Genomic DNA, 25,925 nt, shown 5'->3' with positions numbered 1-25,925 from the left:
GATCTAGGCGCAGCCTTGAAAGGAGTTTTAACTAACATGAAGATAAAATGTTCAAAAACTAATTTGTTGAATTCTCTTAACATTGTATCGAAAGCAGTTTCAACAAAAACAACTATGCCGATTCTTGAATGTATCTTAATTGATGTTTATGCAGATTGTATTAAGCTGACAGCAAATGATCTGGAGATAGGTATTGAAACAGTATTGGAAGGTGAAGTTATTGAAATGGGAAGAATTGCCATTGAAGCTAAAATCTTCAACGATATTGTAAGAAAATTACCAAACAGTGATATATTTATTGAATCAACACCTGATTATAGAACAATTATCCGTTGTGAAAAGTCAAAGTTTGTTATTTCATCAAAATCAGGTGAAGATTTTACAGAGCTTCCACAGATTGAAAAAGAAAAGAGCATTGAATTGTCTCAATTTTCATTAAAGGAGATTATAAGACAGACAATCTTTTCTATCTCAGATAATGAAAACAATAAACTGATGACAGGTGAATTATTTGAAGTGAAGGATGGAGTTCTCCAGGTAGTATCTCTTGATGGACATCGTATTTCCCTACGTAATCTGGCATTGAAAGGAAATGCATCGAATGTAAGTGTCGTTGTACCGGGAAAGACATTGAATGATCTGTCTAAAATCATCACGGGTGGTGTCGATGATATGGTGACGATTTATTTTACAGACAGACATATTTTATTTGAGTTTGATAATACAATGGTAGTATCCCGTCTTCTTGAAGGTGAGTATTTTAAGATTGTACAGATGCTTTCTATGGATCACAAGATTAAGGTTCGTGTGAATAATAAAGAATTATTTGATTGTATTGACCGAGCAACAATTCTGATGCGTGAGTCTGACAAGAAACCGATTATTGTAAATATCAAAGATGACATGATGTATATGAAAGTAGATACGATGATGGGTACAATGGATGAAGAACTGGACATCACAAAAGATGGTGAAGAGATTATCATTGGATTTAATCCTAAGTTCTTAACGGATGTATTAAAGGTTATCGATGATGAAGACATCTTTATCTATATGCGTGATGCAAAATCACCTTGTATTATTCGGGATGATGCAGGAACTTATATCTATGTTGTATTACCAGTCAATATCAATGCGGGGGCTTATTAATTATGGGTGAGATGCATATTTTAAAACTTCGCGATGGCGAGGAATATATAAAATTAGGACAGGCATTAAAGGCAACCGGACTTGCAGATTCCGGAATTGATGCGAAGGAAATCATTCAGCAGGGACTGGTTCTTGTCAATGGCGAGATTGATGAGAGACGTGGAAGAAAACTATATGATGGTGATGAAGTAGTTTTTGATGATAACAAAATCAGTGTTCAGAAGTAATTCCAATACAAAAGAGGTGGAATCATGTATATAAAAAATCTGGCACTGATGAATTATAGAAATTATGAGAGTGCCAAGATTACATTTTCTGATGGTATCAACATCTTATATGGGGATAATGCACAGGGAAAGACGAATATTTTAGAGGCTATTTATATTGCCGGAACGACAAAAAGTCATAGAGGCAGTAAGGACAAAGAGATTATTCGGTTTGGTGCAGAAGAATGTCATATACGTGCAGATATCTATAAAAATCAGATGAACCGGCGAATTGATATGCATCTGAAAAAGGGAAAAAGCAAAGGTGCAGCAATTGATATGATTCCTATTCAGAAAAGTTCTCAATTGCTTGGAATGATGAATATGGTTTTTTTCTCTCCGGAGGATCTTTCAATCATAAAAAGTGGTCCGGCAGAGAGAAGAAATTTTATGGACATGGAATTGTGTCAGTTAGATAAAATCTATGTCAGTCATCTTTCAAATTACAAAAAGGTACTTGACCAGAGAAATAATTTATTAAAGCAAATAGGTTTCGATAAAAAGAAAATGGATATACTACCAGTATGGAATGAACAACTGGTAAAATATGGAATCGAGATAATTAAAAAAAGAAATCATTTTATTGATTTAATAAATGAGATAATTCCAGCTATACATAACAATTTGACATCTGGAAAAGAACATTTAAATCTGGTATATGAAAAAAATGTGGAAGAAAAAGATTTTTCCATAGTGCTTGATGAAAAACAGGAGATGGATCTTCGATATCAGACAACACAGATTGGTCCACATCGTGATGATATAGCATTTTTGATCGATGGGATGGATGTAAGAAAGTTTGGTTCACAGGGACAACAGAGAACTGTGGCACTTTCGTTGAAATTAGCTGAGATAGAATTAGTAAAAAGACTGATTCAGGATAATCCCATATTACTGTTAGACGATGTAATGTCTGAATTGGATCGAAATCGTCAGGATGCGTTATTGGATTCTATTCAAGGAATCCAGACAATTCTTACATGTACAGGATATGATGATTTTATAAAGGAACGGCTGGCAATCGATAAGGTATATAAGGTTGTTGCCGGAACGATACAGGAGGAGTTAGATGGGTAATCAAAATGAAAGTAACTATGATGCGAATCAAATCCAGATTTTGGAAGGTTTGCAGGCGGTTCGTAAAAGACCGGGTATGTATATCGGTAGTACCTCAACAAGGGGACTTCATCATCTTGTATATGAGATCGTAGATAATGCAGTCGATGAGGCATTGGCAGGATTCTGTACAGAAATCGATGTATCAATCAACGAAGATGGTTCTGTTACTGTTATCGATAATGGACGTGGTATCCCGACAGGTATCCACAAAAAGGCTGGTATTCCGGCTGTTGAAGTTGTATTTACAATCCTGCATGCCGGCGGTAAGTTCGGCGGTGGCGGATACAAGGTATCCGGTGGTCTGCATGGTGTAGGTGCATCGGTTGTAAATGCGCTTTCGAACTGGCTGGAAGTTGAGATTTCCAGAGATGGAAAGGTCTATAAGCAGCGTTATGAACGTGGAAATGTGGTGTATAAGCTAAAAGAGATTGGCAAGACCGACAAGACCGGAACGAAGGTTACATTTATGCCGGACGATACAATCTTCGATGATGTTATCTTTGATTATAAGGTGCTTCGTACGAGACTTCGTGAGATGGCTTTCCTTACAAAGGGATTGAAGATTAATCTTGAAGATAAGCGTGAGGGCAAGGAACAGAGAGAATCCTTCCACTATGAGGGTGGTATCAAGGAGTTCATCGCTTATTTGAACAAGACAAAGACTGCACTTTACGACAAGATTATCTATATTGAGGGTAACAAAGATGATATCTATGTCGAAGTGGCAATGCAGCACAACGATTCTTACAATGAGCTTACTTTGAGCTTTGTAAATAACATCAATACACCGGAAGGTGGTATGCATCTGACAGGATTTAAGAGTGCTATCACGAAAGTCTTCAATGATTATGCAAGAAGCAATAAGATTCTGCGTGACAAAGAAGAAAACCTGTCCGGTGATGACCTGCGAGAAGGTCTGACCGCTATCGTAAGTATCAAGATTCCGGAGCCACAGTTTGAAGGACAGACAAAGCAGAAGCTTGGTAATGCAGAAGCGAGAACCGCGGTAGAAGGACTTGTGACAGAGAAACTTACGTATTTCTTAGAGCAGAATCCGCAGGTAGCAAAGGCTATAGTCGGTAAGGCAGTTGTCGCACAGCGTGCCCGTATGGCAGCCAGAAAAGCAAGAGATGTTGCCCGTAAGAGTACACTTGAGACGAACATGGCGCTTCCCGGTAAGCTTGCCGATTGTTCGGATCCAAATCCAAAGAACTGTGAAATCTATATCGTAGAGGGAGATTCCGCCGGTGGTTCTGCAAAGACTGCCAGATCCCGTGCAACACAGGCAATCCTTCCACTGCGTGGTAAGATTCTGAATGTAGAGAAAGCAAGAATCGACCGGATTCTGGAAAATGCAGAGATTAAAGCCATGATTACTGCATTTGGTACTGGTATTCGTGAGAATTTCAATATTGAGAAGCTTCGTTATGACAAAATCATTATCATGACCGATGCCGATGTCGATGGTGCACATATTGCAACCTTGATGTTAACCTTCTTCTTCCGGTTCATGCCGGATCTGATCAAGGAAGGACATGTATATCTGGCACAGCCACCACTGTACAAGCTGGAGAAAAACAAGAAGACATGGTATGCATACAGTGATGAAGAACTGGCGGATATCTTAAATGAAGTTGGTCGTGACCAGAATAACAAGATCCAGCGATACAAAGGACTTGGTGAGATGGATGCTGAGCAGTTGTGGGATACGACGATGGATCCGGAAAAGCGGGTTTTATTGCGTGTAGCAATTGATGAGAACAGTGAGTCTGAGCTTGACTTAACCTTCGATACATTGATGGGTGAGAGAGTAGAGCCAAGACGTGAATTTATTGAGGCAAATGCAAAATTCGTTAAGAATCTTGACATTTAAGTAGGAGGAGAACAATGGACGATAGTACAATTTTTGATAAAATCCATGAAGTGGATTTGAAGAAAACCATGGAAGAATCGTATATCGATTATGCCATGAGCGTTATCGCTGCAAGAGCTCTTCCGGATGTGCGGGATGGTTTGAAGCCTGTACAGAGAAGAATTTTACATTCCATGGTGGAACTGAACAACGGTCCGGATAAGCCACATCGTAAATGTGCCCGTATCGTCGGTGATACAATGGGTAAATATCATCCACACGGTGACAGTTCTATCTACGAGGCACTCGTAAAGCTGGCACAGGAATGGAATACAAGATATCCACTGGTCGATGGACATGGAAACTTCGGTTCCGTCGATGGTGATGGCGCGGCTGCGATGCGATACACAGAAGCACGTCTCTCCAAGATTTCCATGGAGATGGTTGCAGATATCAACAAGGATACGGTTGATTTCATCCCGAACTTTGATGAGACAGAGAAAGAACCAATCGTACTTCCAAGCCGTTATCCAAACCTGCTGGTAAACGGTACTACGGGTATTGCCGTAGGTATGGCGACAAATATTCCGCCTCACAACCTGCGTGAGGTCATAAATGCAGTTGTTAAGATCATTGATAACCGTGTCAATGAGGACCGTGAGACAGAAATCGAAGAAATCATGGAAATCATCAAGGGACCGGATTTTCCAACGGGTGCATCTATCCTTGGTACAGCCGGTATCAATGAAGCATATAGAACCGGTCGTGGTAAGATCAAGGTACGTGCCGTATCCGAGATCGAGCCGATGGCTAACGGAAAGCAGAGAATCGTTGTTACCGAGCTTCCATATATGGTAAATAAGGCAAAGCTGATTCAGAAGATTGCAGAGCTTGTCAAGGATAAGAAGATTGAGGGTATCACAGCTCTTCGTGATGAGAGTTCCCGTGAGGGTATGCGTATCGTGATTGAGCTTCGAAAAGACTGTAATGCGAATATCGTACTGAATCAGTTATACAAGCATACACAGATGCAGGATACATTTGGTGTAATCATGCTGGCATTGGTCGATGGACAGCCTATGGTATTAAATCTCCTTCAAATGCTTGGATATTATATTAAGCATCAGGAAGAGGTTGTCACAAGAAGAACGAAGTTTGACTTAAATAAAGCGGAAGATCGTGCTCATATCTTAGAGGGATTATTGATTGCCCTTGATAATATCGATGAGGTTATCCATATCATCCGCAGTTCCAAATCCGTTGCCGATGCAAAGCTTGCATTGATCGAGCGTTTCGGTTTGTCCGATGCACAGGCACAGGCTATCGTAGATATGCGTCTGCGTGCGCTGACCGGTTTGGAAAGAGAAAAGCTTGAGAAAGAATACAGAGAATTGATGGAACTCATCAAAGAGTTGAAGGCAATTCTGGCAGATGAGAAGCTGCTCCTTGGTGTAATCAAGGAGGAAATCCTGATTATCGCAACAAAATATGGCGATGACAGAAGAACTTCCATCGGCATTGATATGGATGATGATATCACAGTTGAAGATCTGATTCCGAAGGAAAATGTTGTAATTGCTATGACAAAGCTTGGCTATGTAAAGCGTATGACAATCAATAACTTCAAGAGTCAGAACCGTGGTGGTAAGGGCATCAAGGGAATGCAGACAATCGAGGATGATTTCATCGAAAATCTGTTCATGACAACGACACATCATTACATCATGTTCTTTACCAATCAGGGACGTGTATATCGTCTGAAGACGTATGAGATTCCGGAATCCGGACGTACTGCAAGAGGAACGGCAATCGTAAACCTCTTACAGCTCCAGCCGGATGAAGTGATTACAGCCGTGATTCCGATTCGTGAGTACCATGAGGGAAGATACCTGATCATGGCTACAAAGAATGGTATGATCAAGAAGACAAAGATTACTGAGTATGCAAATGTTCGTAAGTCCGGACTTGCTGCAATCACCCTGAAAGAGGGCGATGAGCTGATCGAGGTAAAGGCAACGAACAATACGAAGGATATCATCCTGATCACAAAGCAGGGTATGTGTATCCGTTTCAATGAGAAGGAAGTTCGTTCAACCGGACGTACATCTATGGGTGTCATCGGTATGAGTGTTGCCGGTGATGATGAGGTTATCGGCATGCAGCTCGATACACAGGGCGAAGCACTTCTGATCGTATCGGAGAATGGTCTTGGTAAGCGTACACTTGTCGAAGAATTTACACCACAGCACCGTGGCGGTAAGGGTGTGAAGTGTTACAAGATTACAGATAAGTCCGGAACCGTTGTAGGATTTAAGGCGGTCAATGATGATAACGAGATCATGCTGATTACAAACCAGGGTATTGTAATCCGACTCTTATGTAAGGATATCTCGACACTTGGCAGAATTACAACCGGTGTGAAGCTCATCAATATGGATCTGGAAAGTGACATTACCGTTGCAAGTATTGCAAAGGTACGTCAGAAATCTGCAGATGAATCCGAGTCCTTGGAAATCATGGAACGTGAGATGAATGAAGCAGACAATGAAGAAGGTAATGTAGAAGAGCCGGAGAGTCCGGAAGATAAGTAAGTCGTGAAAAGAGGGAAAAGCGATGAACGATAGTATTAAAGAAGGATTGGAAGGTCTTTCAAAAATTGATGGCGTATCCAATTTCTTATATGCACTGATGTACTGGGTAGGTGTTATATTTGTATTGTTATTTGTGACATACATTTTTGTATCTATTTATGTACATGCACAGAATAAGAAGCGCGGGATTGATATGAAGGATAAAGACGACTATCTGGATGATTAAGAAAAGGGCTGCTATATGAGAAATCATGTAGCAGCCTTAGTATGTTAAAAAGGAGTAAACCATGCGAACATTACACACAGACAAAATCATTGAAGCAGTGAAGGAAATGTGTATCTCGGCTAATCTGTATCTGGCAGAAGATATGGATGGTAAGATACGTCAGGCGGCAAAAGAGGAAGACAGCACGCTCGGCAAACAGATCTTGAATCAGTTGATCGAGAATATGGAGATTGCCGGGGAAGATCAGACACCAATCTGTCAGGATACCGGGATGGCAGTGTTCTTTGTAAATGTCGGACAGAATCTGCATGTCGAGGGAATGAACATCACAGATGCAATCAATGAGGGCGTCCGTCAGGGATATACAGAAGGTTACTTAAGGAAATCTGTCGTGAGGGATCCACTTTTGCGTGAAAATACCGGAGATAATACACCGGCAATCATTCACTATGATATCGTGCCGGGTGATAAGCTGGAAATCACGATTGCACCGAAGGGTTTTGGCAGTGAGAATATGAGTAAGGTTTATATGCTGAAGCCGGCAGACGGAGAAGAAGGAATCCGTCAGTCTGTGCTTGCAGCAGTGAAGGATGCGGGTCCAAATGCCTGTCCTCCGATGGTAGTCGGTGTTGGACTTGGCGGTGATTTTGAGCTTGCGGCAAAGCTTGCGAAGAAAGCACTCACGAGACCGGCAGGTTCACATTCGGAGAAGGCACATATTGCGAAGCTCGAAGACGAGATATTGGAGCTTGTGAACAAGACCGGTATCGGTCCGGGTGGACTTGGAGGAAAGACAACGGCGCTCGCCGTCAATATTGAAACTTATGCGACACATATCGCAGGTATGCCGCTTGCAGTCAATATGTGCTGTCATGTAAACCGTCACAAGACAGTTGTGTTGTAGAAATATAAATAATATGGAAGAAATGATAGAGTAAAATGTACAGGAGATTGGATGGATGCATGTGTAAGTTATAAACGAGAATCATGCGTGCCTGAAAGAAAGGAGATATGTACTTGGGAAAGGTTTCAAATTATATTAATCAGAATATGGCGAAATTCAAGCAGATTTACATACGTTATGCTGCGAGTATTTTTTGCGCGCTGATTATATCGGTTGTGAGCATCATAGCAAATCAGAAAAAAGGGTTTGATATAGAATCCATCGTGACTGTCTGTTCTATCTGGCTTGCCGGGAATTTTCTGGTTGAGAGTCTGTGGAAGAAAACAGCAGAAGAAGCACAGAAAAACAAACGGAAATGTCTGATCGGCTATGTCGTAACGTTTGTGATTGCAATTGTATTTGAGAATTTGTCAGAGATTCTTAAAGCGCAGAAAGCGGATATACCAAATCTGATATTTGAAAGTATCTTGTATTTTTACATTGCATGCACGGTGCTTCTTGCAATCTATGTATTGCTCCGGCAGCAACAATTAGATTTGCCACATTGTATCGGACGAATCATATTTGCATTGCTTCGGGCAGTTGGCGTCTATCTGGTGTTAAATATTGCGGTTATCCTGATTCTTGAAATTATAGATGCATTGCTTGTGGATATAGATACGTTCAGAGTGGAGTTGAATATCCAGTTATTGCTGAGTGCACTTGCGTATTTCCCAACCTGCCTGCTTGCTGTCTCGGACACAAGCGAAGATAACGCGGCATTTACAAAGAAATTTGTATCGTATGTGCTACTTCCATGCGTGTGGATTGCGATGTTCGTGATATATCTCTATGTGGTAAAAATCTTCGTAACGCGGGAGATTCCGAGCAACGAAATCTTCAGTATCTGTGCAAGTCTTTTTGCAATCGGTATGCCAATCTGGATGATGGCATCCGGGTTCGTGGAGGAGAAGACTTCACGTTATGCGAAACTTATTTCTATTACGAAATATATTTATGCACCGTTTATCCTGCTTGAAATCTATTCGATGTCGGTACGTGTTATAGCATATGGACTGACGGAGCAGCGATATGCGGCAATCATGTTTATACTGCTTCAGATCATCTATATTCTGTGGAACCGGCATTATGAAAATCTGATCCTTGTATTCGTGGGATGTTTATTCATAGGACTTCTGCTTCCATTTGGAAATGCATCTTACCTGTCTTATCAGTCACAGAAAAACAGGCTTGTAAAGAATCAAACTTCGGATAAGGAAGTGGCTGCGGAAGCGTATGATTATTTGCGTGGAAATGCGTATGGCAGACGATATCTGGATAACAATCTTACCGAAGCGGAACAGGATGAATTACATAGTATGATGTATGATGGAGATGCGTATGGCAGTGACCAATGGAAATCTGTATATTTTTATGCAGATCCAATTGAAGAGAAAGGAATCATCATCGATGGATATGCAAAAATCTATACGATGACTGCACATTGGAACGAGGAAAGCACAATCGAAAACTATGAGAATAAAACGATTACAGTCGGAGACAGCGAATATAAGAATGTAGATTTTACTTCCTGTATTTCATATTATAAGAATCTGGAGGATAAAAGAGAAAATCAGAAGATAAACGAAAAAGACATAGTCTATGAAATACAAGTTAGTGATACAGAAAAGCTGATTATAACGTATATCAGTTTTGAAATCGATGATGAGCAGACTATGATAAAAAGAATGTTTATAAAGGGATATATGCTGACGAAGTAAAAAAATAACGGAGGATTAGAGAATGGAACGACATATTGCAGTACCATTTAGCGAAGAGGAATTAAAGGAGCTTCATGCGGGAGATTATATCTATCTGACCGGCACGATTTACAGTGCCAGAGATGCTGCACACAAGCGGATGTATGATGCCATCTTAGTGGAGCAGGAGAAACATCCGGAAGTAGAGTATACCGGTGCAAAGCTGTATGAGGATAAGATTCTGCCACTGGATATCACAGGAAATACAATCTATTATCTCGGACCAACACCGGCGAAGCCGGGACAGGTCATCGGTTCTGCCGGACCTACAACAAGCAGCCGTATGGATAAATATACACCGCTTCTGCTTTCAAAGGGGTTGAAGGGCATGATTGGAAAAGGTAAGCGCAGCCAGGCAGTGATTGATGCAATCGTCAAGGAAAAAGCTGTGTATATGGCAGCTGTTGGAGGAGCGGGCGCGCTTTTATCCAAATGTATCAAGGAGTCAGAAGTGATCGCCTATGATGATCTTGGAACCGAAGCAATCCGTAAGATGTGCGTCGAGAATCTTCCTGTTATCGTTGTAATCGACAGTGAAGGACACAATCTGTATGAGACGGCGGTTGCAGATTATCTGAAGGAGCATAATTAATATGGCAAAAAACAAGGTTAAAGTCGAATATGATGTAGATATGGAAAAGGAGCGCAGGAAGAAACAGCAGAAAAACGGAAAACCAGGATTTGCTATCCGCAGATCAAACATTCTTCTGTATGGGTTGCTGCTCGTTGTGGAAGTGTTATTTTATTATTTTCTGACACCGGCAATCAATGTACATACCTCTGGATTCTGGACATGGGTGATACTTACGCTTGCGGCAATTGGATTTTGCTCCTTTGATTTCAAGGGAACACGCATTACTAAAAAAGGCAATATCAAAGAAGCCGTTGGTTCAACAAAGGTGGTAATGGTTTCATTTACAGCAATCCTTGTGTTGATTGTAGGATTGATCATTGGTGGGCTGGCATCTTCCAAATTGATCCGTGCATCGAAATATGCAGGAATTATCAAGGTTGAGGATGGTGATTTTGCAACGGATGTACCGGAAAGTGAGAATATCAACAACATAGCACTAATGGATACGGACAGTGCAAGAATCATCGGTGATCGTGCGATTGGTTCCCTGTCTGATGTTGTCAGCCAGTATCAGGTGAGTGAGACATACAGCACCATTGATTATAATGGTGTGCCGATGAAGGTTGCACCGCTTGAATATGCGGGGTTTATCAAATATCTGAACAATAAAGATGCCGGAATTCCGGGATACGTGCTTGTTGATCCGGTCAAAAATGAAGCAGATTATGTGAAGCTTGAAAAACCGATTCAGTATTCTTCCTCTGCATATTTTGGCAAGAATTTGCAGCGGCATGTGCAGCTTTCGTATCCGACATATGATTTCAACGGATATTATTTTGAACTCGATAACAAAGGAAATCCATATTATATCTGTCCGGTATTAAAGCCGAATGCAGGGTTATTCGGAGCGAAGGACGTGAAGGGAATTGTGCTCTGTGATCCATGCAGTGGGGATTGTGAATATATGGATCTGGGTGATATTCCAAATTGGGTAGATCGCGTGTATGATGGTGATCTCTTATGTGACCGGTATAACTGGTATGGTATGCTGTCAGGTGGATTCATTAACAGCAAGATTGGAAATAAAGGCTGTAAGGTGACGACCGACGATTATGGTTACAAGGTGATGGGTGGCGATGTGTGGGTATACACAGGTGTGACATCCGTCAATGGAGACCAGTCGAATATCGGATTCGTGTTGATGAATTCAAGAACCGCAGAGAGTAAGTATTTTGCAATCGCAGGTGCGGAAGAACATTCCGCGATGTCTTCTGCGGAAGGACAGGTACAGAACCTCGGGTACACGTCATCATTCCCGTCTCTAATCAACATTGGAAATGTACCAACTTATATCATGGTGCTCAAAGATAATGCAGGACTTGTAAAGATGTATGCACTTGTCAATGTGGAAAAGTACAGCATCGTAGCAACCGGTGCGACACAGAAGGAAGCACTTGCAAGTTACCGGAAGCTGCTTGCCGAAAACAGCATCACGACAAGTGCAAACGATGTCAGCGAGGATACATTGAGTAAGAAGATTACAGTCACACAGATCCGGTACATCACAGTAGAAAATGAGACATATGTGTATATTACAGCGAAAGATCGTTCTGTCTACAAACAGAATTTTGCAGAAAATGAAAGCCTGATTAAGATTGAGGACGGTGATGTGATTACGGTTCATTATATGGAAGGTGATGATGGTGTGAATACGCTTCTTTCTTATGAATAAATAATTGATTGATATTTGCCCCTTGACATTTGGTGTGATATTTGATATTCTATTTTAGCGTGTTGACGCGGAACTAAATAACACCGATTGGTAAAATGTGTTTTTTAGGCATTGGAGATGTACTCAAGTGGCTGAAGAGGCGCCCCTGCTAAGGGTGTAGGTCGTTCGCGCGGCGCGAGGGTTCAAATCCCTCCATCTCCGTTTGTAGATTGCGGATGAAATATTTAAAATAGGTCTTGACTTGATTGGAATTATTTCATATAATCTACTTTGCGTTTAGATAGAAATAGATAAACGCTTTTGCATCATTCCTTCGGAATGACGATATATTCCTCGATAGCTCAATGGTAGAGCACTCGGCTGTTAACCGAGTTGTTGTAGGTTCGAGCCCTACTCGGGGAGTTGATAAGGAATTCTCCACTGCGTGGGTCCCCCCTTATGATATATGGCGCGATAGCCAAGTGGTAAGGCAGAGGTCTGCAACACCTTCACCGCCGGTTCAAATCCGGCTCGCGCCTCTCTATAATCCTTGATACAAGATGTATCAGGGATTTTTTAATTTGTGAAAACTCTGTGAAAGTCATTGACGGAGTTTTCCCTCGTGTTAAAATACTTCACAACTCGAAAAAATGAAGAAGAGTAATGGATATCAGAATCAGATATAAATCAGATATAGATATGGAGGATGTTTATGAGACGCAAATTGATGGATTTTATGCGCGGTAGAAATGGAACCGATCAGCTTTCCATGTGTATGATGTGGATTGCATGTATTTTAGTATTTATGGATATATTTATTAGAAGTAACATCTTAAGTACGATTGCATTTGTGACATTTATTTTTTCGTATTTCCGTATATTTTCAAAGAATATAAGCAAACGCAGAGATGAAAATACATGGTTTTTAAACAAGACATATAAATTACGCATGTGGGGCAGAAAAGAAAGAAGTCACATGACGATGAGGAAGACACATCATATATATCGTTGTCCGGAGTGCAAACAGCGGATTCGTATTCCACGCGGAAAAGGGAAGATTGAGATACGATGTCCAAAATGCAGTGCACGATTTATAAAGAATAGTTAATATTAGTAGCAGGAATCGGAGGTGGGGACGATGTTTGGATATGTGACTGTGAACAAACCGGAGATGAAAGTCAAAGATTATGAACGGTATCGCATGTATTATTGTGGTGTCTGTCATGCACTCCGAAATACGGATGGTGCGATGGGACAGATGTCACTTACGTATGATTCGACGTTTGCCGCGGTTCTTCTGACCGCTTTATATGAGCCGGATACGCAGATGAAAGAAGCAACGTGCATGGTGCATCCGGTTGGAAAGAAAAAATATCTGGAGAATGAGGTTATACAGTATATTGCAGATATGAATCTCATTCTAACCTACTACAAATGTCTCGATGACTGGGCGGATGACCGAAAATTCACCAGACTTTGTTATAGCAGTTTTATACGGAAACGTGTGCGCAAGATCGGTCAGGTCTATCCGGAGAAGTTGGCGAAAATCCGGGAGTCTCTGCGGACATTATCTGCCTGTGAGAGAAAGAATGTGACGAATCTGGATTTGCTTGCCGGAACCTTTGGTGATATCATGGCAGAGATCCTGGCATATAAATCGACACGCGGAATTGACTGGTCGGAGGAGTTGCGGAGACTCGGATACCAGCTCGGCAAATTCATCTATATTCTCGACGCATATGATGACGTACAGGAGGATATCGAGAAGAACCGGTTTAATCCATTAAAGGAGTTATATCATGAGCTGTCGAAAGAGCAGTTCGACAGTTATGTGAAGGAAATCCTCATGATGATTGCTACTGATATGGCGAAAATCTATGAATGCCTGCCAATCGTCGAAGAGACAGCCCTCCTCCGCAATATTATCTATTCCGGAATCTGGGTAAGGTTCATGACGAAACAAAATGATATGGGAAAGAAGTAATTTGTGAAACAATTCATAGAAGTGGGTATAGTTTGCACATGAAACATAATTCTAAAGCAGACCGTTGAAGCACGCTGGTACTTAATGAATGGCAAACTTGTTTGTCATGAATTTAGTACCATTGCGTGATGAACCGAGCGAGAGCATGTCTGCGTTGAATATGTTTCATGTGTAAACTGTACCACAGATGTATATATGTTTCACAGTTACTGATTGAGAAAGGAATTAGTATGAAAGATCCGTATGAAGTTCTGGGACTTCCGCATGGTGCCACAGAGGAAGAAGTGAAAAAAGCATATCGAAATCTAAGCCGCAAATACCATCCGGATGCCAATATTAATAATCCAAATGCCGCACAGGCAGAAGAGAAGTTTAAGGAAGTGCAGGCAGCATACAAGAGCATCATGGATGGAAATACAGGTTCTTCGTATGGTGGCAGCAGTTATGGTGGGTTTGATGGATTCGGAGGATTCGGTTCGGATGCATTTCGTCGTGCCAGAAATGAAGGCGGTGGTATGAGTCAGGATGAATCGCATCTTGCTGCGGCACAGAATTTCATTATGAACCGGATGTTTACAGAGGCACTTCGCACATTGGAGGATATAGACGACCGCACAGGCAGGTGGTATTATCTAAGTGCAGTTGCAAATTTAGGTGCCGGAAATCAGGCAACGGCGATGGAGCATATCGATCGTGCAATCGCGATGGAGCCGAATAATATGGAATATAAACAGATGAAACAGCGGATGCAGGGTGGCAGCAACTGGTATGTGCAGCGAGGCATGGGGTACGGAATGCCGGATGTGCGATCCGATAACTGGTGTATGGATATGTGTCTGTTAAATTTGCTGTGCAATTGTTGTACACCATGCTGACTATAAATTTAAGGGGAGAAACGATGGAAAGAATCATTTTGGCATCACAGTCTCCGCGCAGACAGGAAATTCTGTCGCTGGGAGGATATGAATATGAGGTGTGTGTTTCTTCGGCGGAGGAGCAGATTCCACCAGCGGAATTAGAGAATCTGAAACCGCAGGAACTGGTCGAAAGACTGGCACGTGTGAAGGCAGAGGATGTGTACTGTAGAATTTATAATCAGGATATGGAGCAATCAGGCATCAATGATGAGCAGATAGCAGATTTTGTGGATGAAATTACCGTGATTGGTGCTGATACCGTAGTTGCAGTGGATGGACGTGTGCTTGGAAAACCAAGGACAGAAGAGGACGCGCAGCAGATGTTGGAATTATTGTCAGGGCGTACGCATGATGTATTTACCGGTGTGTGTATTTTATGGACCAATCCGAAAACATCGCAGCAGATACAGGGCAATATATTTCATTGTCAAACAAAAGTGACCTTCTATCCGATGACAGAACAGGAAATCAAACAATATGCAGCAACCGGAGACTGTATGGATAAGGCTGGTGCTTATGGTATCCAGAGTGGTGCTGCAAAATATATTCAGGGAATCGAAGGGGATTATCTGAACGTGGTTGGATTACCTTTGTCAAAAATTTATCATGTTTTGAACGAGAAATTATCAAATCTTACAATAAATTTATGATGAAAAAAGATTGATAATAGATAAAAATAGAAAAAATAGACAAAAATATAGTCATTGTGACTAAAAAAAGCTAAAAATATTGTTTGTTTTGCCATTGAAAAAATATTTAAAAGTGCTACACTAATACATGTAGCAACAAGTTGGGTTGTTGCTTGATTTTCGCAATACAGCGTCATAGCTTTGTACAGGGGGAAGGGATACGAAGTGTGATGTTGTTATATACACGTGAGCATCAGAGCTCGAAGTTATGTGAAGGTCTTGTTACGTGTAGCAGTGGTATTTCCTTGTGTGACAAAAGAGAGGGTGTTGCATAAGGGAATATCATCCATGGAGGTTACGAAAAGAGTCTGCCGGGCAGGCTCTTTTTTCTTGCAGAGAAATGTCTTGGCGCGTATAATAACTATAGGAACAGCGAAATTTACAGGGAAAGCAGGATATACATATGTGGGGTTTTCACACCGTAAAAGTAAAAGATAATAGTCGTCGTATGTTTGATTTATGCATGCGTCGTGCACAGAGTATTGGGCGTGCGGATTATGTCCGTACGGATGGACGCATGGATTTGGCACATACATTTCGTACAGATCTGCTTCATTTTCTGATTTATCTGGCATATTCAGATGGTTCGATAAATAAAGAAGAAGTTAAATATATCAATCTGTTATTTGGCACACAGTTTGATGAGAGGATGATACGGGATTATGCTGATCGCTGGGGATTGCGTACAGAGAGTATACGGGATCATGCACCCCGGTCATTGAATTCTTTTGTCCGTTCCAATATCGGTGCAGAGACCGGTGAGATTTCGGATGGATATTATGATCTGGTGCAGTTATATGTCACAACATTTAATTATATTGGAAATGACCTGATTGCATGTAACGAAGAGGTAGCAGCATCTGAAATACAGGCACTTTCTTCCTATATTGAACTGATTACGCAGGAGATTGAGCGTGTGCGTGACGATATGGAGGAATATAAACCGACGATCGCATTTAAACCGGGAAGTAAAGTCAAGCAGGAAGAACGACCAGATTATTCGTATTGGTCCGATACATTTGAGACACGACGAACGAAGATTTCCACACCGGAGCATCCTGCGGAAGATACATCGATGGAAAGAGAAGATAGACGTACAGCTACAGAAACGGAAGAGACTTTTCGAACACAGGATGCCGCAGAGGCAGGAAAATCATTCCGCATGCGGACGGAACAGCCGGCTGCACAGACACTGTCTGATCAGAAGGAACGAAAAAAAGAGTTTAACACAGAGATAGATATACAGACACTTTTAAAACAGTTGAATGATCTGACGGGCATGCAGAGCGTTAAAACAGAAATCAATAACATGATCAATCTGTTGAAGATCTGTAAGATCCGTGAGGAAAATGGCCTGCAGACGCCTCCGGTTACGAATCATATGGTATTTCTTGGCAACCCCGGTACCGGTAAGACAACAGTGGCAAGAATTCTTGCAAAGATCTATCATGGCCTGGGAGTTCTTTCCAAAGGACATCTGGTGGAAGTGGACCGGTCCGGGCTTGTTGCGGGATATATGGGCCAGACAAGCGAGAAGGTAACGGAAGTTATCGAAAAAGCGAAGGGTGGTATCTTATTTATTGATGAGGCGTATGCCCTTGCAAATGGACAGCAGGGTGATTTTGGACAGGAAGCAATCGACATCCTGAATAAGGCAATGGAGGACAATCGTGAAGATCTTATTGTCATTGCCGCTGGTTACCATGATGAAATGCAGGATTTCTTAGATGCGAACCCAGGACTTCGTTCCCGTTTTAACCGGACAATCGAATTCCCGAATTATGATGCGGCTGAGCTGGTGGAGATTATGAGCAATCGGGCAAAATCACTGGATTATACATTGACAGATGATGCGGTGCAATATGTTCAGGATACATTTACGCGGATACTGGCATGTCCGCCGGAGAATTTCGGTAATGCACGTTCTGTTCGTAATTATCTGGATCGTGTGATTCACAATCAGGCAAATCGGTTGATTGCAGAGAATAATTTTAAAGAGGAAGATCTGACGAAGCTCACACTTGCAGATGTGCAGTCAGAAAAATTGGAATAACATGCATAAGCAATGGATTAAAGACGGACTAAGTGAATATCTGCAGGAAAATCATGCTATATGGCATATGCCCGGGCATAAGCGAAAGGCGTGTTATGGAGATTTTCAGGACTTGTTTCTTGCGTGGGATGTAACGGAAGTACCCGGAACGGATGATCTATATCTGCCGGAAGAATTTATCAGACAGTCACTTGACATGTTAAAAGAAATCTATCGGACCTGTGGCACATATTATGTGGTAAATGGCGCGACCGGTGGAATGTTTTCTGCGATTGCGGCATGCACGAAGCCGGGAGATACAATCCTGATCGCAAAAAATTGTCATAAATCTGTCTATAATGCGGCAGCAGTGATGCAGAGACAGACGATATATGTGGAGCCGGTATGGAAAAAAAAGGAAGCGTCTGACTGTGCATTTACAGAATTTATAGATGGCTGGATTGATGCGGATGATATCGAGAGAATCTGCGAGCTACATCCGGAGATTACAGCAGTCGTAGTGACATCACCGACATACGAAGGTGTCATATCGGATATTGCAGGTATCGCACGTGCCGCGCACGCACATCATGTACGGGTGATCGTGGATGAAGCGCATGGTGCACATCTGCCATTTTTAAAACCGGAATATTCGGCAATCCGTATGGGAGCGGATGTCGTTGTACAAAGTCTGCATAAGACGCTTCCGGCGATGACACAGACGGCAGTGATTCATGTCTGTACAGAAGAACTGGTAAAACCGGTAGAACAGGCGTTAGAGGTGTTCTTAAGTTCATCACCATCTTATATTTTCATGCTGAATATGGAATCAGCAATCTGTTATATGGCAGATCACGCATTTACAGACTATGAGAATAACCTGCACAATTTTATAGATAACTGTGAAACAATTGAGACGCAATCGAGCATCCATATATTGAAGAAAAAGGAAGTGCTGGCTGCCGGGGCATATGGTTATGATGAAACGAGACTTGTATTTTATGCTTCGGTACCGGGTCCGGAACTTCTTGAGATGCTGTCTGAGCAGGGAAACATCGTTTGCGAGATGGCGGGCAGAAGACATGTAGTGCTGATATCAACGGTGCAGGATACAAAAGAAGATTTTGAAAAATTATATGATACGATACAGAAACTCAGCGGTATTTCAAATGGGGAAGTGAGTCCGTATGAGGCATTGTATGACAGGCATACAGCGTTGGTCAGATTGATAGGAACGCGGGCGAAGGAACCGGTTTATGTATATCCACCCGGAAGCTATATCGTAAATACAGGGGAGATTTTTACCGTGGAGATAGTCGAAAAACTTTGTTCCTATCAGGATGCAGGACTTCATATTCGGGGAATACATCAAAAAAGAAAATAATCAAAAAGTCAAAAACTATAATGGGGAAGAAAAAAATAAGCAAGGAGAAATAGAATGAATATACTGGTATGTGATGACAATAAGCGGGATTTGCAGAATGCAAAGCGCAGGATAGAACAGTTTGGAAAAGAACAATATGTAGAGCTGAATATATATATGCTTTGCAACGTAAAGACATCGCAGGAGGTTATGACAGTAGCAGACAAGCATGATTTGGATGTCGTTTTTTTGGATATTGATATGCCATATATTTCTGGGGAAGCGATAGCAAGGGAATTAAGTGATCGGTATCCGTCGATTAAGATTATATTTTATTCGAACCGGGATGAACGGATATATGATATGTTGAAATATAAACCATTTCGATTTATACCGAAAAAAGATCCGGAGAAGATTAATGCTGCGATGATGGACCTTATGCAGCAGATGATGATAGATGGTCAGTTCTTGATTGAAAAAGGAAAAAATGAGACCATGAAAGTTTCGGTTGAAGAAATCATGTTTATAGAGGTCGTAAAACATCAGCTTATCTTTCATATGATAAATGAGGATATTGAGACAAGGGGCAGCATGTCAAAATGTACAAGAGAGTTGTGGGAGTACGGTTTTTTACGGGTACATGTGGCACATTTGGTAAATATACGGTTTATAAAGAGAATAGACAAAAAAGAATTGTATATGGAAAATGGTACATGCATACCAATTGGAAGCAGTTACAAAGAGGAGTTAATGAAAAACTATAAGATTTTATTGGAGCGAATTTGGTATGGGCAGTCAGTTTGATGTGGTGGAAAATAGTGCAAATATAGTGGATGCTTTTTTGGCGGGCGTCTTTTTAACCATTATGCTGGGGAAAAAAAAGAAACTGCCGGTATGGGGAAATTTGGGAATCGGATTTGTGCTATGCATAGCGAATTGTCTGCTGCAAACGATATTTTTGGATAGCCCCGCAAATATCTGTATCTATATCGGGTTGGGATTCGTATATGCGTTAATCTGTTTAAACGGAAAGTTGTCCCAGAAAATATTGACGGTCGCAATATGGAATGTATTATTTATGTTCTGCGAGATTGGATATGCAACGCTATACCGGATGTTTAATCAGAACAGCAGCCAGGATATCTGGCAGATGAGTCAGGAACAGAAGATACATTATCTGATAGGAATTAAGCTTCTGGTTTTGCTGCTTTCTGCAATTGTGGTGTTTGTACTGAAGAAAGTACAGCTTAATTCGTCCATGCTTATAATGAATGTTGTCGTTTTTGTCATTAGTATTGTGATTGGATTCATTCTGGATCTGATGTTGGATTATAATTATCTTGATAAGAGCGGAAAAGCAGCTATTGGGATTGCTATGCTCGGAATTGTGATGATCAATATATTTGTATATATCGCAACGTTTCAGATCAGTAAGAATCAGAAATTGTTGATGGAAAACCAATTGCTTCGGATGTCACAGGAGGAACAGAAGGAGAGCATGGAACGGATGCTGCAGCTCCAGGAGAAAAATAAGATCCTTCGGCATAATTTGAGACATTATTTTACATTGTTTCAGGAATTGCTTGCTTCCGGGAAGACAGAAGATGCTCGGAGATATGTAGAAGAAGTGTTGAATACGAAGCTTAAGGCAGAGGGCGTCTATATGACCGGTGATGAGATTTTAGATGCTGTGCTTAATCATTGTGACAGCATTTGCAGACAGAAAAATATTCCGTTTCATGTGGAGGTGAGTGCACATCTGCCGGAGGGACAGATGGAATTTGCCATCGCATTGCTGAATCTTCTGGAAAATGCAATTGAAGCTGAAGAACAGGAAGAAGAAAAACTGATTGAGCTTCAGATATATGAGAAGGTCGGCTTGCTGTTGGTTACAGTTCGAAACCGGATCAGTCATTCTGTTATGGAGGAAAATCCGGAACTTCGTACGAAAAAAGCGGATGCAAGCATCCATGGACTTGGGAGAAAGAGCGTGAAAAAACTGATTCGAGATATGGAAGGAACTTTCTACGAAGAAGAAAAAAATGGCTTTTTTATATCAAATATTGTCGTATAATGAAAAAGTGTGCCGTTTAAATGACCAAGTATGCCAAATGTCTTGAAAAAATTCATAAATCCGTTATTGTTAGGTCAAGAGATGAGAACAAGGAGGAATTCCATGGAGCGTCTTGCATATGCAATAACGGATTTTTTATTGCGGCGGGGAGTAATAAAAAAAGAAGAGTCAGAGATTTATGTATACGGATATGCGGTTATTCTTGAACAGTTTGTTCAGGTGCTTGGATTTTTATTATTAGCTGTTGTATCCGGAACAATTATGGAGACGACACTGTTTTTATTATTCTTTCATTTGTTTCGAAGCTGCTTTGGAGGGTATCATGCCGACACATCCCTGTTATGTCTGCTTATCAGTTATGGTGGATGGATGCTGGTGATGGTGCTTACGAAGAATGTAAGTGCATGGACTGAGATTCCGGTGATACTCTGGGGGGTGTTGGTTTTGGATGCGTGTGTATTTGCAATGCTTGGACCGGTTGCACATGCAAATAAACCTTTGACCGTACAGCAGAAAAGACGTAATAAGAAAAAAGGATTCTTATTGTTAGGTATATGCTCATTGTTCGCATTTCTTGGGAGATCATGTGTGTTTGCTGGCACTGTGTATATCGGAACCGTTACATTTGTAGCAGTGTTGGCAATCTTAGGAAAAAGAAAGGTAGGAACAAGGTATGAAGAAGATTGAGAAGCTTATCGCAAAGATCGGTTACAACACTGCAAAGAAGACAGTGAACAGTGCATCTGTATGGCATGCACATCAGGTAAAGGAGCCTGCAAGTGCACGGACCCTTCTGATGAAAGAGATAACAAAGTAGTGTAAGATACAGTAAGGACAGGGCATCATATCATATCAATGTGCCCTGTCTTTTTGTTTGCATTTTAAAAATCTGTATGATAGAATAAGGCAACTGTGTAGAAAAGGAGGACACAGAACTCGAAAGGTAAGAACCTTAGCGCCTGGTCCCGGGTGGACGGAATAAACTTGGGATGACGAGGAGAAACGTGATCGAAAGATTCGGCGGATGCGTTTCCGCACCGACTGAGTGCGTATACAGAAAAAAATATGCGGGTAACTGCAAAACAAAGTTCTGTAATCAGTGATGGAATCATAGAAAATTAAAAATAGAATAGAGGTAGATATTATGTGTGGAATTATTGGTTTTACGGGGAATGAACCAGCGAAGGATATTATCATCGGCGGCTTGGAACGGTTAGAGTACCGGGGATATGACAGCGCAGGATTAGCACTATTGTCGAACGATCAGATTCAGGTGCGCAAGCGTACCGGAAAGGTAGAGGAGTTACGGAAGCTCTGTGCAGCAGAGAAAATGCCTGCTACCTGCGGAATCGGTCATACAAGATGGGCAACTCATGGTGGGGTAACGGACGTGAATGCACACCCACACCGTGTCGGAAAGGTTGTACTTATACACAATGGTATTATCGAGAATTACCGTCAGATCGTGACAGAGTACGGACTTGCAGACCAGCTCGTATCAGAGACAGATTCTGAGGTTGTTGCAGCACTTATGAACAAGTTCTACGAGGGTGATCCGGTCAAGGCAATCAAGAAGACGGTGAAGGTACTGTCCGGTGCGTTTGCACTTTGTATTATGTTCCAGGATATCCCGGATACGATTTATGCGATCCGGAACGTCAGTCCGATGGTTGCTACGTCCTGTGAGAGAGGTTCGGTCATTGCTTCCGATCTGACCGCATTAATCGAGTTTTCAAAGGAATATTTCGTAGTACCGGAGTATCACATTTTGACACTGAAGAAGGATGGTATCGAGATTCAGGATTTGAAAGGGAATAAAGTAACGCCGCAGATGCTGACTGTAAACTGGGATATCACAAGTGCGCAGAAGGGCGGGTACCCATTTTTCATGCTCAAGGAGATCTATGAGCAGCCGGACGCAATCCGCAACACGATTGCACCACGTATCAACGAAGAGCTTCCTGATTTTACGGAAGACGGAATTGATGATGCGATATTTAAGAATTGCAAGCGTATTTCTATTGTGGCCTGTGGTACAGCAATGCATGCAGGTATGGTTGGAAAGCATCTGATTGAGAAGAAACTCAGGATTCCGGTGCATGTAGATTGTGCTTCCGAGTTCCGGTATAAAGATCCGATTATCGATGAGGAGACTTTGACAATCGTACTTTCCCAGTCGGGGGAGACGATCGATACATTAGAGGCGTTGAAGCTTGCGAAAAATCGTGGCTCCAAGGTGCTTTCTATCGTCAATGTAAAGGGAAGCACGATTGCAAGAGAGAGCGATTATGTTTTATATACACATGCAGGTCCGGAGATTGCAGTTGCATCGACGAAGGCATATACGGTACAGGTGGCAGCGATGTATCTGATTGCATGCCGGATCGGACTGGTGAAGGAACTTATCACAGAGCATGATGCAAAACGTTTCATGACAAAGCTTACAAATGCATCAAATATCGTAGAGGAAACTTTGAAATGCGCCGATGATATCAAGCGCGTGGCGGATCATATCAAGTTTGCAACAGACACGTTCTATATCGGAAGAGGTCTGGACTACACGATGAGCTTAGAAGCGGCACTGAAGTTAAAGGAAATCTCTTACGTGCATGCAGAAGCATATGCGGCAGGAGAACTCAAACATGGAACAATTGCGTTAATTTCTGAAAATGTTCCGGTTATTGCACTGGCAACGCAGGAGGATGTCTACGCGAAAGTCATTTCCAATATCCGTGAGGTAAAGGCTAGAGGTGCGTATGTTGTGCTTGTCAGCATGGATGAGGAAGTGAATGATCCAAGTATCTGTGACCAGCATATCCGACTTCCGAAGATGGATAGCGAATTTACATCCTTTGCAACGGCGGTTGTATTGCAGTTGGTTGCATATTATACATCCGAAGCAAAGGGATTGGATGTGGATAAACCGAGAAATCTGGCAAAATCCGTTACAGTTGAGTAATTAATGTAAGATATACAACCCCCATTCATGCTTTTGTGCAGAATGGGGTGTTGTGCTTATACTAAAGAATTTTTATATTGTAAGGAATGAAAAAATAGGATGAAAGATCTGACAAAAGGCTACCCGGCAAAGGTGATTATTTTATTTGCCATACCGATGATATTTGGCAGCATATTCCAACAATTATATAATATAGCAGACAGTAAGATAGTAAGTACATTTGTTGGCACCGAAGCATTTGCAGCCGTTGGTGCCACAAGTGTTGTATCGAACACTTTAATCGGATTTTTGAATTCCCTGACACTTGGATTTGCGATTCCGATTGCAAATAGTTTCGGAGGAAAGGATTATAAACGTATGCGGCGCATGGTGGCCGGTACTGTGTTATTGACGCTGGCTGGTGCAGTTGTGCTTACCGTGTTAATCTTGCTTTTGATTCCTGCGATCCTGAAACTTCTGGCAACACCGGAAGATATTATGAACCCGGCACTTGCGTATGTGCGTATCATTTTATATGGCATCATATTTGTGTCTGTTTATAATATGTGTGCAAATGTACTGCGCGCGGTTGGTGACAGCCGGACGCCTCTTTATTGTCTGATTATCTCCGTGTTCGTCAATATCGGACTGGACCTGCTGTTTGTAAATGGATTTCATATGGGAATCCAGGGCGCTGCATGGGCAACAATCATCTCGCAGGCACTTTCTGCGGTGCTTTGTCTTGGGTATATCCTGCTTAAGTTCCGGGATATCATACCGGAGAAGGACGAGTGGAAACCGGTGGAAGGGCAGTACAGTGAGCTCCTTACGACGGGGCTTGCGATGGGATTTATGTCACTTGTCGTGAATTTCGGAACGATTGTGCTGCAGAGTGCAATTAACGAACTTGGAACAGCGATTGTTGCGGCACATACCGCGGCAAGAAAAGTGTTTGATATATTTACGGTATCACTTTATTGTCTGGGAAATGCAATGACAACCTTTGTAAGTCAGAATATGGGTGCTGGAGAACCGGCACGTATTCGCAGAGGGATTCGTCATGCCGTTGTTATGGCAACGGGAATAACAACGGTACTTGTAATTATCTGCTTTGCATTTGGCAGGCCGGTATTTACATGGCTTGCGTCTACCGATAATGCGACAATTGTAGACTCTGCGGTGATGTATTCCCGGATCAGTATTGTATTTTTCTATGTGCTTGGACCACTATTTATCCTGCGGTGCAGTCTGCAGGGGATGGGGCGGAAGGTAATACCGGTGTGCTCGAGTGTTGTAGAGATGACAATCAAGGTACTTTCTGCAACGATTCTGGTGCCGAGACTTGCTTATTTCGGCGTGGCACTTACGGAACCAATCAGCTGGGTCTGTATGACGATTCTGCTGACTGTGGCTTATTTCGCGAAGCCGCCAGAACAGATGTTGCGAAAATCCGCTTAAAATGGTATAATTTTAAAGATTATAATAACGTCAAAGAAGGTGAAAACGATGTCAAGACTGAAGACTCCGAAAAAACCGAAGAAGGCAAAGCCGGCGAAAACGCTTCACAGGGAACCGGCGAAGCGTATGTCGCGCAAAGAGAGAAAGCTTAAGGAAAAACGAAGAAGGCAGATGAGTAAGCATATCGATCGCGCTATGGGATTCGTGGCAATCGCATTGTGCACCGTTTCAGCAATCTTGGACGTAAAAAACAACAAAGACTCATAAAAAGAGGATGGA

The 25,925-nt window shown here is 41.9% G+C and carries 23 protein-coding genes and 3 tRNA genes; all 26 read left to right on the top strand.

What is annotated here, in order from left to right; translation table 11 throughout:
- Window positions 1–36: 36 nt before the first annotated feature.
- Window positions 37–1,149, top strand: coding sequence for a DNA polymerase III subunit beta (dnaN, locus tag KP625_RS09255; protein WP_238297461.1), 1,113 nt, complete (start codon window positions 37–39; stop codon window positions 1,147–1,149).
- 2 nt (window positions 1,150–1,151) lie between these two features.
- Window positions 1,152–1,376 (top strand): RNA-binding S4 domain-containing protein, encoded by a 225-nt coding sequence (locus KP625_RS09250; RefSeq protein ID WP_441316598.1) that lies wholly within the window; start codon window positions 1,152–1,154, stop codon window positions 1,374–1,376.
- 24 nt (window positions 1,377–1,400) lie between these two features.
- Window positions 1,401–2,492 carry a DNA replication/repair protein RecF gene (recF, locus tag KP625_RS09245; protein WP_238297460.1) on the top strand — a complete coding sequence of 364 codons (1,092 nt, stop codon included), beginning with the start codon at window positions 1,401–1,403 and terminating at the stop codon, window positions 2,490–2,492.
- Window positions 2,485–4,407, top strand: coding sequence for a DNA topoisomerase (ATP-hydrolyzing) subunit B (gene gyrB / locus KP625_RS09240; protein ID WP_238297458.1), 1,923 nt, complete (start codon window positions 2,485–2,487; stop codon window positions 4,405–4,407). The genes recF and gyrB overlap by 8 nt, the downstream gene beginning before the upstream one ends.
- Window positions 4,408–4,421: 14 nt before the next feature.
- On the top strand, window positions 4,422–6,977 hold the full coding sequence (gene gyrA / locus KP625_RS09235; RefSeq protein WP_238297457.1) for a DNA gyrase subunit A: 2,556 nt from the start codon (window positions 4,422–4,424) through the stop codon (window positions 6,975–6,977).
- Between the two features lie 22 nt (window positions 6,978–6,999).
- Entirely contained in the window at window positions 7,000–7,203 is a 204-nt protein-coding gene (locus KP625_RS09230; RefSeq protein WP_238297456.1) for a hypothetical protein, read from the top strand.
- A gap of 61 nt (window positions 7,204–7,264) precedes the next feature.
- On the top strand, window positions 7,265–8,107 hold the full coding sequence (locus KP625_RS09225; RefSeq protein WP_238297455.1) for a fumarate hydratase: 843 nt from the start codon (window positions 7,265–7,267) through the stop codon (window positions 8,105–8,107).
- A 113-nt stretch (window positions 8,108–8,220) separates the two neighbouring features.
- Window positions 8,221–9,867, top strand: coding sequence for a DUF4153 domain-containing protein (locus KP625_RS09220; protein WP_238297454.1), 1,647 nt, complete (start codon window positions 8,221–8,223; stop codon window positions 9,865–9,867).
- 22 nt (window positions 9,868–9,889) lie between these two features.
- Window positions 9,890–10,498, top strand: a complete 609-nt coding sequence (locus KP625_RS09215) for a Fe-S-containing hydro-lyase (protein WP_238297453.1) — start codon at window positions 9,890–9,892, stop codon at window positions 10,496–10,498.
- Between the two features lies 1 nt (window position 10,499).
- Window positions 10,500–12,212 (top strand): hypothetical protein, encoded by a 1,713-nt coding sequence (locus tag KP625_RS09210; RefSeq protein WP_238297452.1) that lies wholly within the window; start codon window positions 10,500–10,502, stop codon window positions 12,210–12,212.
- A gap of 113 nt (window positions 12,213–12,325) precedes the next feature.
- Window positions 12,326–12,413: transfer RNA gene (locus KP625_RS09205), tRNA-Ser, on the top strand.
- A 129-nt stretch (window positions 12,414–12,542) separates the two neighbouring features.
- Window positions 12,543–12,614, top strand: a tRNA-Asn gene (locus KP625_RS09200).
- A gap of 45 nt (window positions 12,615–12,659) precedes the next feature.
- Window positions 12,660–12,730, top strand: a tRNA-Cys gene (locus KP625_RS09195).
- Between the two features lie 173 nt (window positions 12,731–12,903).
- Window positions 12,904–13,299 carry a hypothetical protein gene (locus KP625_RS09190; RefSeq protein WP_238297451.1) on the top strand — a complete coding sequence of 132 codons (396 nt, stop codon included), beginning with the start codon at window positions 12,904–12,906 and terminating at the stop codon, window positions 13,297–13,299.
- A 30-nt stretch (window positions 13,300–13,329) separates the two neighbouring features.
- Window positions 13,330–14,175 carry a DUF5685 family protein gene (locus KP625_RS09185; protein WP_238297449.1) on the top strand — a complete coding sequence of 282 codons (846 nt, stop codon included), beginning with the start codon at window positions 13,330–13,332 and terminating at the stop codon, window positions 14,173–14,175.
- A gap of 230 nt (window positions 14,176–14,405) precedes the next feature.
- Complete coding sequence (locus KP625_RS09180; protein ID WP_177970099.1) at window positions 14,406–15,050, top strand: DnaJ domain-containing protein; 645 nt, start codon at window positions 14,406–14,408, stop codon at window positions 15,048–15,050.
- A 23-nt stretch (window positions 15,051–15,073) separates the two neighbouring features.
- Window positions 15,074–15,742, top strand: a complete 669-nt coding sequence (locus KP625_RS09175; RefSeq protein ID WP_238297447.1) for a Maf family protein — start codon at window positions 15,074–15,076, stop codon at window positions 15,740–15,742.
- Window positions 15,743–16,184: 442 nt separating this feature from the next.
- Entirely contained in the window at window positions 16,185–17,834 is a 1,650-nt protein-coding gene (locus KP625_RS09170) for an AAA family ATPase (protein ID WP_238297445.1), read from the top strand.
- A gap of 1 nt (window position 17,835) precedes the next feature.
- Window positions 17,836–19,197, top strand: coding sequence for an aminotransferase class I/II-fold pyridoxal phosphate-dependent enzyme (locus KP625_RS09165; protein ID WP_238297443.1), 1,362 nt, complete (start codon window positions 17,836–17,838; stop codon window positions 19,195–19,197).
- Window positions 19,198–19,251: 54 nt separating this feature from the next.
- On the top strand, window positions 19,252–19,980 hold the full coding sequence (locus tag KP625_RS09160) for a LytR/AlgR family response regulator transcription factor (RefSeq protein ID WP_238297441.1): 729 nt from the start codon (window positions 19,252–19,254) through the stop codon (window positions 19,978–19,980).
- On the top strand, window positions 19,964–21,250 hold the full coding sequence (locus KP625_RS09155) for a GHKL domain-containing protein (RefSeq protein WP_238297440.1): 1,287 nt from the start codon (window positions 19,964–19,966) through the stop codon (window positions 21,248–21,250). The genes KP625_RS09160 and KP625_RS09155 overlap by 17 nt, the downstream gene beginning before the upstream one ends.
- Before the next feature lie 102 nt (window positions 21,251–21,352).
- Entirely contained in the window at window positions 21,353–21,937 is a 585-nt protein-coding gene (locus KP625_RS09150) for an accessory gene regulator B family protein (RefSeq protein WP_238297438.1), read from the top strand.
- Window positions 21,924–22,067, top strand: a complete 144-nt coding sequence (locus KP625_RS09145; RefSeq protein ID WP_177969820.1) for a cyclic lactone autoinducer peptide — start codon at window positions 21,924–21,926, stop codon at window positions 22,065–22,067. The genes KP625_RS09150 and KP625_RS09145 overlap by 14 nt, the downstream gene beginning before the upstream one ends.
- Window positions 22,068–22,394: 327 nt before the next feature.
- Complete coding sequence (gene glmS / locus KP625_RS09140; RefSeq protein ID WP_238297436.1) at window positions 22,395–24,209, top strand: glutamine--fructose-6-phosphate transaminase (isomerizing); 1,815 nt, start codon at window positions 22,395–22,397, stop codon at window positions 24,207–24,209.
- 99 nt (window positions 24,210–24,308) lie between these two features.
- Window positions 24,309–25,646: an MATE family efflux transporter gene (locus tag KP625_RS09135; RefSeq protein ID WP_238297434.1), complete on the top strand. Its 1,338-nt coding sequence runs from the start codon at window positions 24,309–24,311 to the stop codon at window positions 25,644–25,646.
- 48 nt (window positions 25,647–25,694) lie between these two features.
- Window positions 25,695–25,913 carry a hypothetical protein gene (locus KP625_RS09130; protein ID WP_177969823.1) on the top strand — a complete coding sequence of 73 codons (219 nt, stop codon included), beginning with the start codon at window positions 25,695–25,697 and terminating at the stop codon, window positions 25,911–25,913.
- The last annotated feature ends 12 nt before the right edge of the window (window positions 25,914–25,925 follow it).

It is taken from the genome of Eubacterium sp. MSJ-33, assembly GCF_022174665.1.
In the GTDB taxonomy this organism is placed as follows: domain Bacteria; phylum Bacillota; class Clostridia; order Lachnospirales; family Lachnospiraceae; genus Coprococcus_C.
The sequence above is the reverse complement of the archived record's forward strand: the minus strand, read 5'-3'. Positions and strand labels throughout refer to the sequence as shown.

Bases quoted from the DNA above. Each gene is read 5' to 3' on its own strand.
- dnaN (WP_238297461.1), top strand. From the start codon at position 37: ATGAAGATAAAATGTTCAAAAACTAATTTGTTGAATTCTCTTAACATT.
- KP625_RS09250 (WP_441316598.1), top strand. From the start codon at position 1,152: ATGGGTGAGATGCATATTTTAAAACTTCGCGATGGCGAGGAATATATA.
- recF (WP_238297460.1), top strand. From the start codon at position 1,401: ATGTATATAAAAAATCTGGCACTGATGAATTATAGAAATTATGAGAGT.
- gyrB (WP_238297458.1), top strand. From the start codon at position 2,485: ATGGGTAATCAAAATGAAAGTAACTATGATGCGAATCAAATCCAGATT.
- gyrA (WP_238297457.1), top strand. From the start codon at position 4,422: ATGGACGATAGTACAATTTTTGATAAAATCCATGAAGTGGATTTGAAG.
- KP625_RS09230 (WP_238297456.1), top strand. From the start codon at position 7,000: ATGAACGATAGTATTAAAGAAGGATTGGAAGGTCTTTCAAAAATTGAT.
- KP625_RS09225 (WP_238297455.1), top strand. From the start codon at position 7,265: ATGCGAACATTACACACAGACAAAATCATTGAAGCAGTGAAGGAAATG.
- KP625_RS09215 (WP_238297453.1), top strand. From the start codon at position 9,890: ATGGAACGACATATTGCAGTACCATTTAGCGAAGAGGAATTAAAGGAG.
- KP625_RS09210 (WP_238297452.1), top strand. From the start codon at position 10,500: ATGGCAAAAAACAAGGTTAAAGTCGAATATGATGTAGATATGGAAAAG.
- KP625_RS09190 (WP_238297451.1), top strand. From the start codon at position 12,904: ATGAGACGCAAATTGATGGATTTTATGCGCGGTAGAAATGGAACCGAT.
- KP625_RS09185 (WP_238297449.1), top strand. From the start codon at position 13,330: ATGTTTGGATATGTGACTGTGAACAAACCGGAGATGAAAGTCAAAGAT.
- KP625_RS09180 (WP_177970099.1), top strand. From the start codon at position 14,406: ATGAAAGATCCGTATGAAGTTCTGGGACTTCCGCATGGTGCCACAGAG.
- KP625_RS09175 (WP_238297447.1), top strand. From the start codon at position 15,074: ATGGAAAGAATCATTTTGGCATCACAGTCTCCGCGCAGACAGGAAATT.
- KP625_RS09170 (WP_238297445.1), top strand. From the start codon at position 16,185: ATGTGGGGTTTTCACACCGTAAAAGTAAAAGATAATAGTCGTCGTATG.
- KP625_RS09165 (WP_238297443.1), top strand. From the start codon at position 17,836: ATGCATAAGCAATGGATTAAAGACGGACTAAGTGAATATCTGCAGGAA.
- KP625_RS09160 (WP_238297441.1), top strand. From the start codon at position 19,252: ATGAATATACTGGTATGTGATGACAATAAGCGGGATTTGCAGAATGCA.
- KP625_RS09155 (WP_238297440.1), top strand. From the start codon at position 19,964: ATGGGCAGTCAGTTTGATGTGGTGGAAAATAGTGCAAATATAGTGGAT.
- KP625_RS09150 (WP_238297438.1), top strand. From the start codon at position 21,353: ATGGAGCGTCTTGCATATGCAATAACGGATTTTTTATTGCGGCGGGGA.
- KP625_RS09145 (WP_177969820.1), top strand. From the start codon at position 21,924: ATGAAGAAGATTGAGAAGCTTATCGCAAAGATCGGTTACAACACTGCA.
- glmS (WP_238297436.1), top strand. From the start codon at position 22,395: ATGTGTGGAATTATTGGTTTTACGGGGAATGAACCAGCGAAGGATATT.
- KP625_RS09135 (WP_238297434.1), top strand. From the start codon at position 24,309: ATGAAAGATCTGACAAAAGGCTACCCGGCAAAGGTGATTATTTTATTT.
- KP625_RS09130 (WP_177969823.1), top strand. From the start codon at position 25,695: ATGTCAAGACTGAAGACTCCGAAAAAACCGAAGAAGGCAAAGCCGGCG.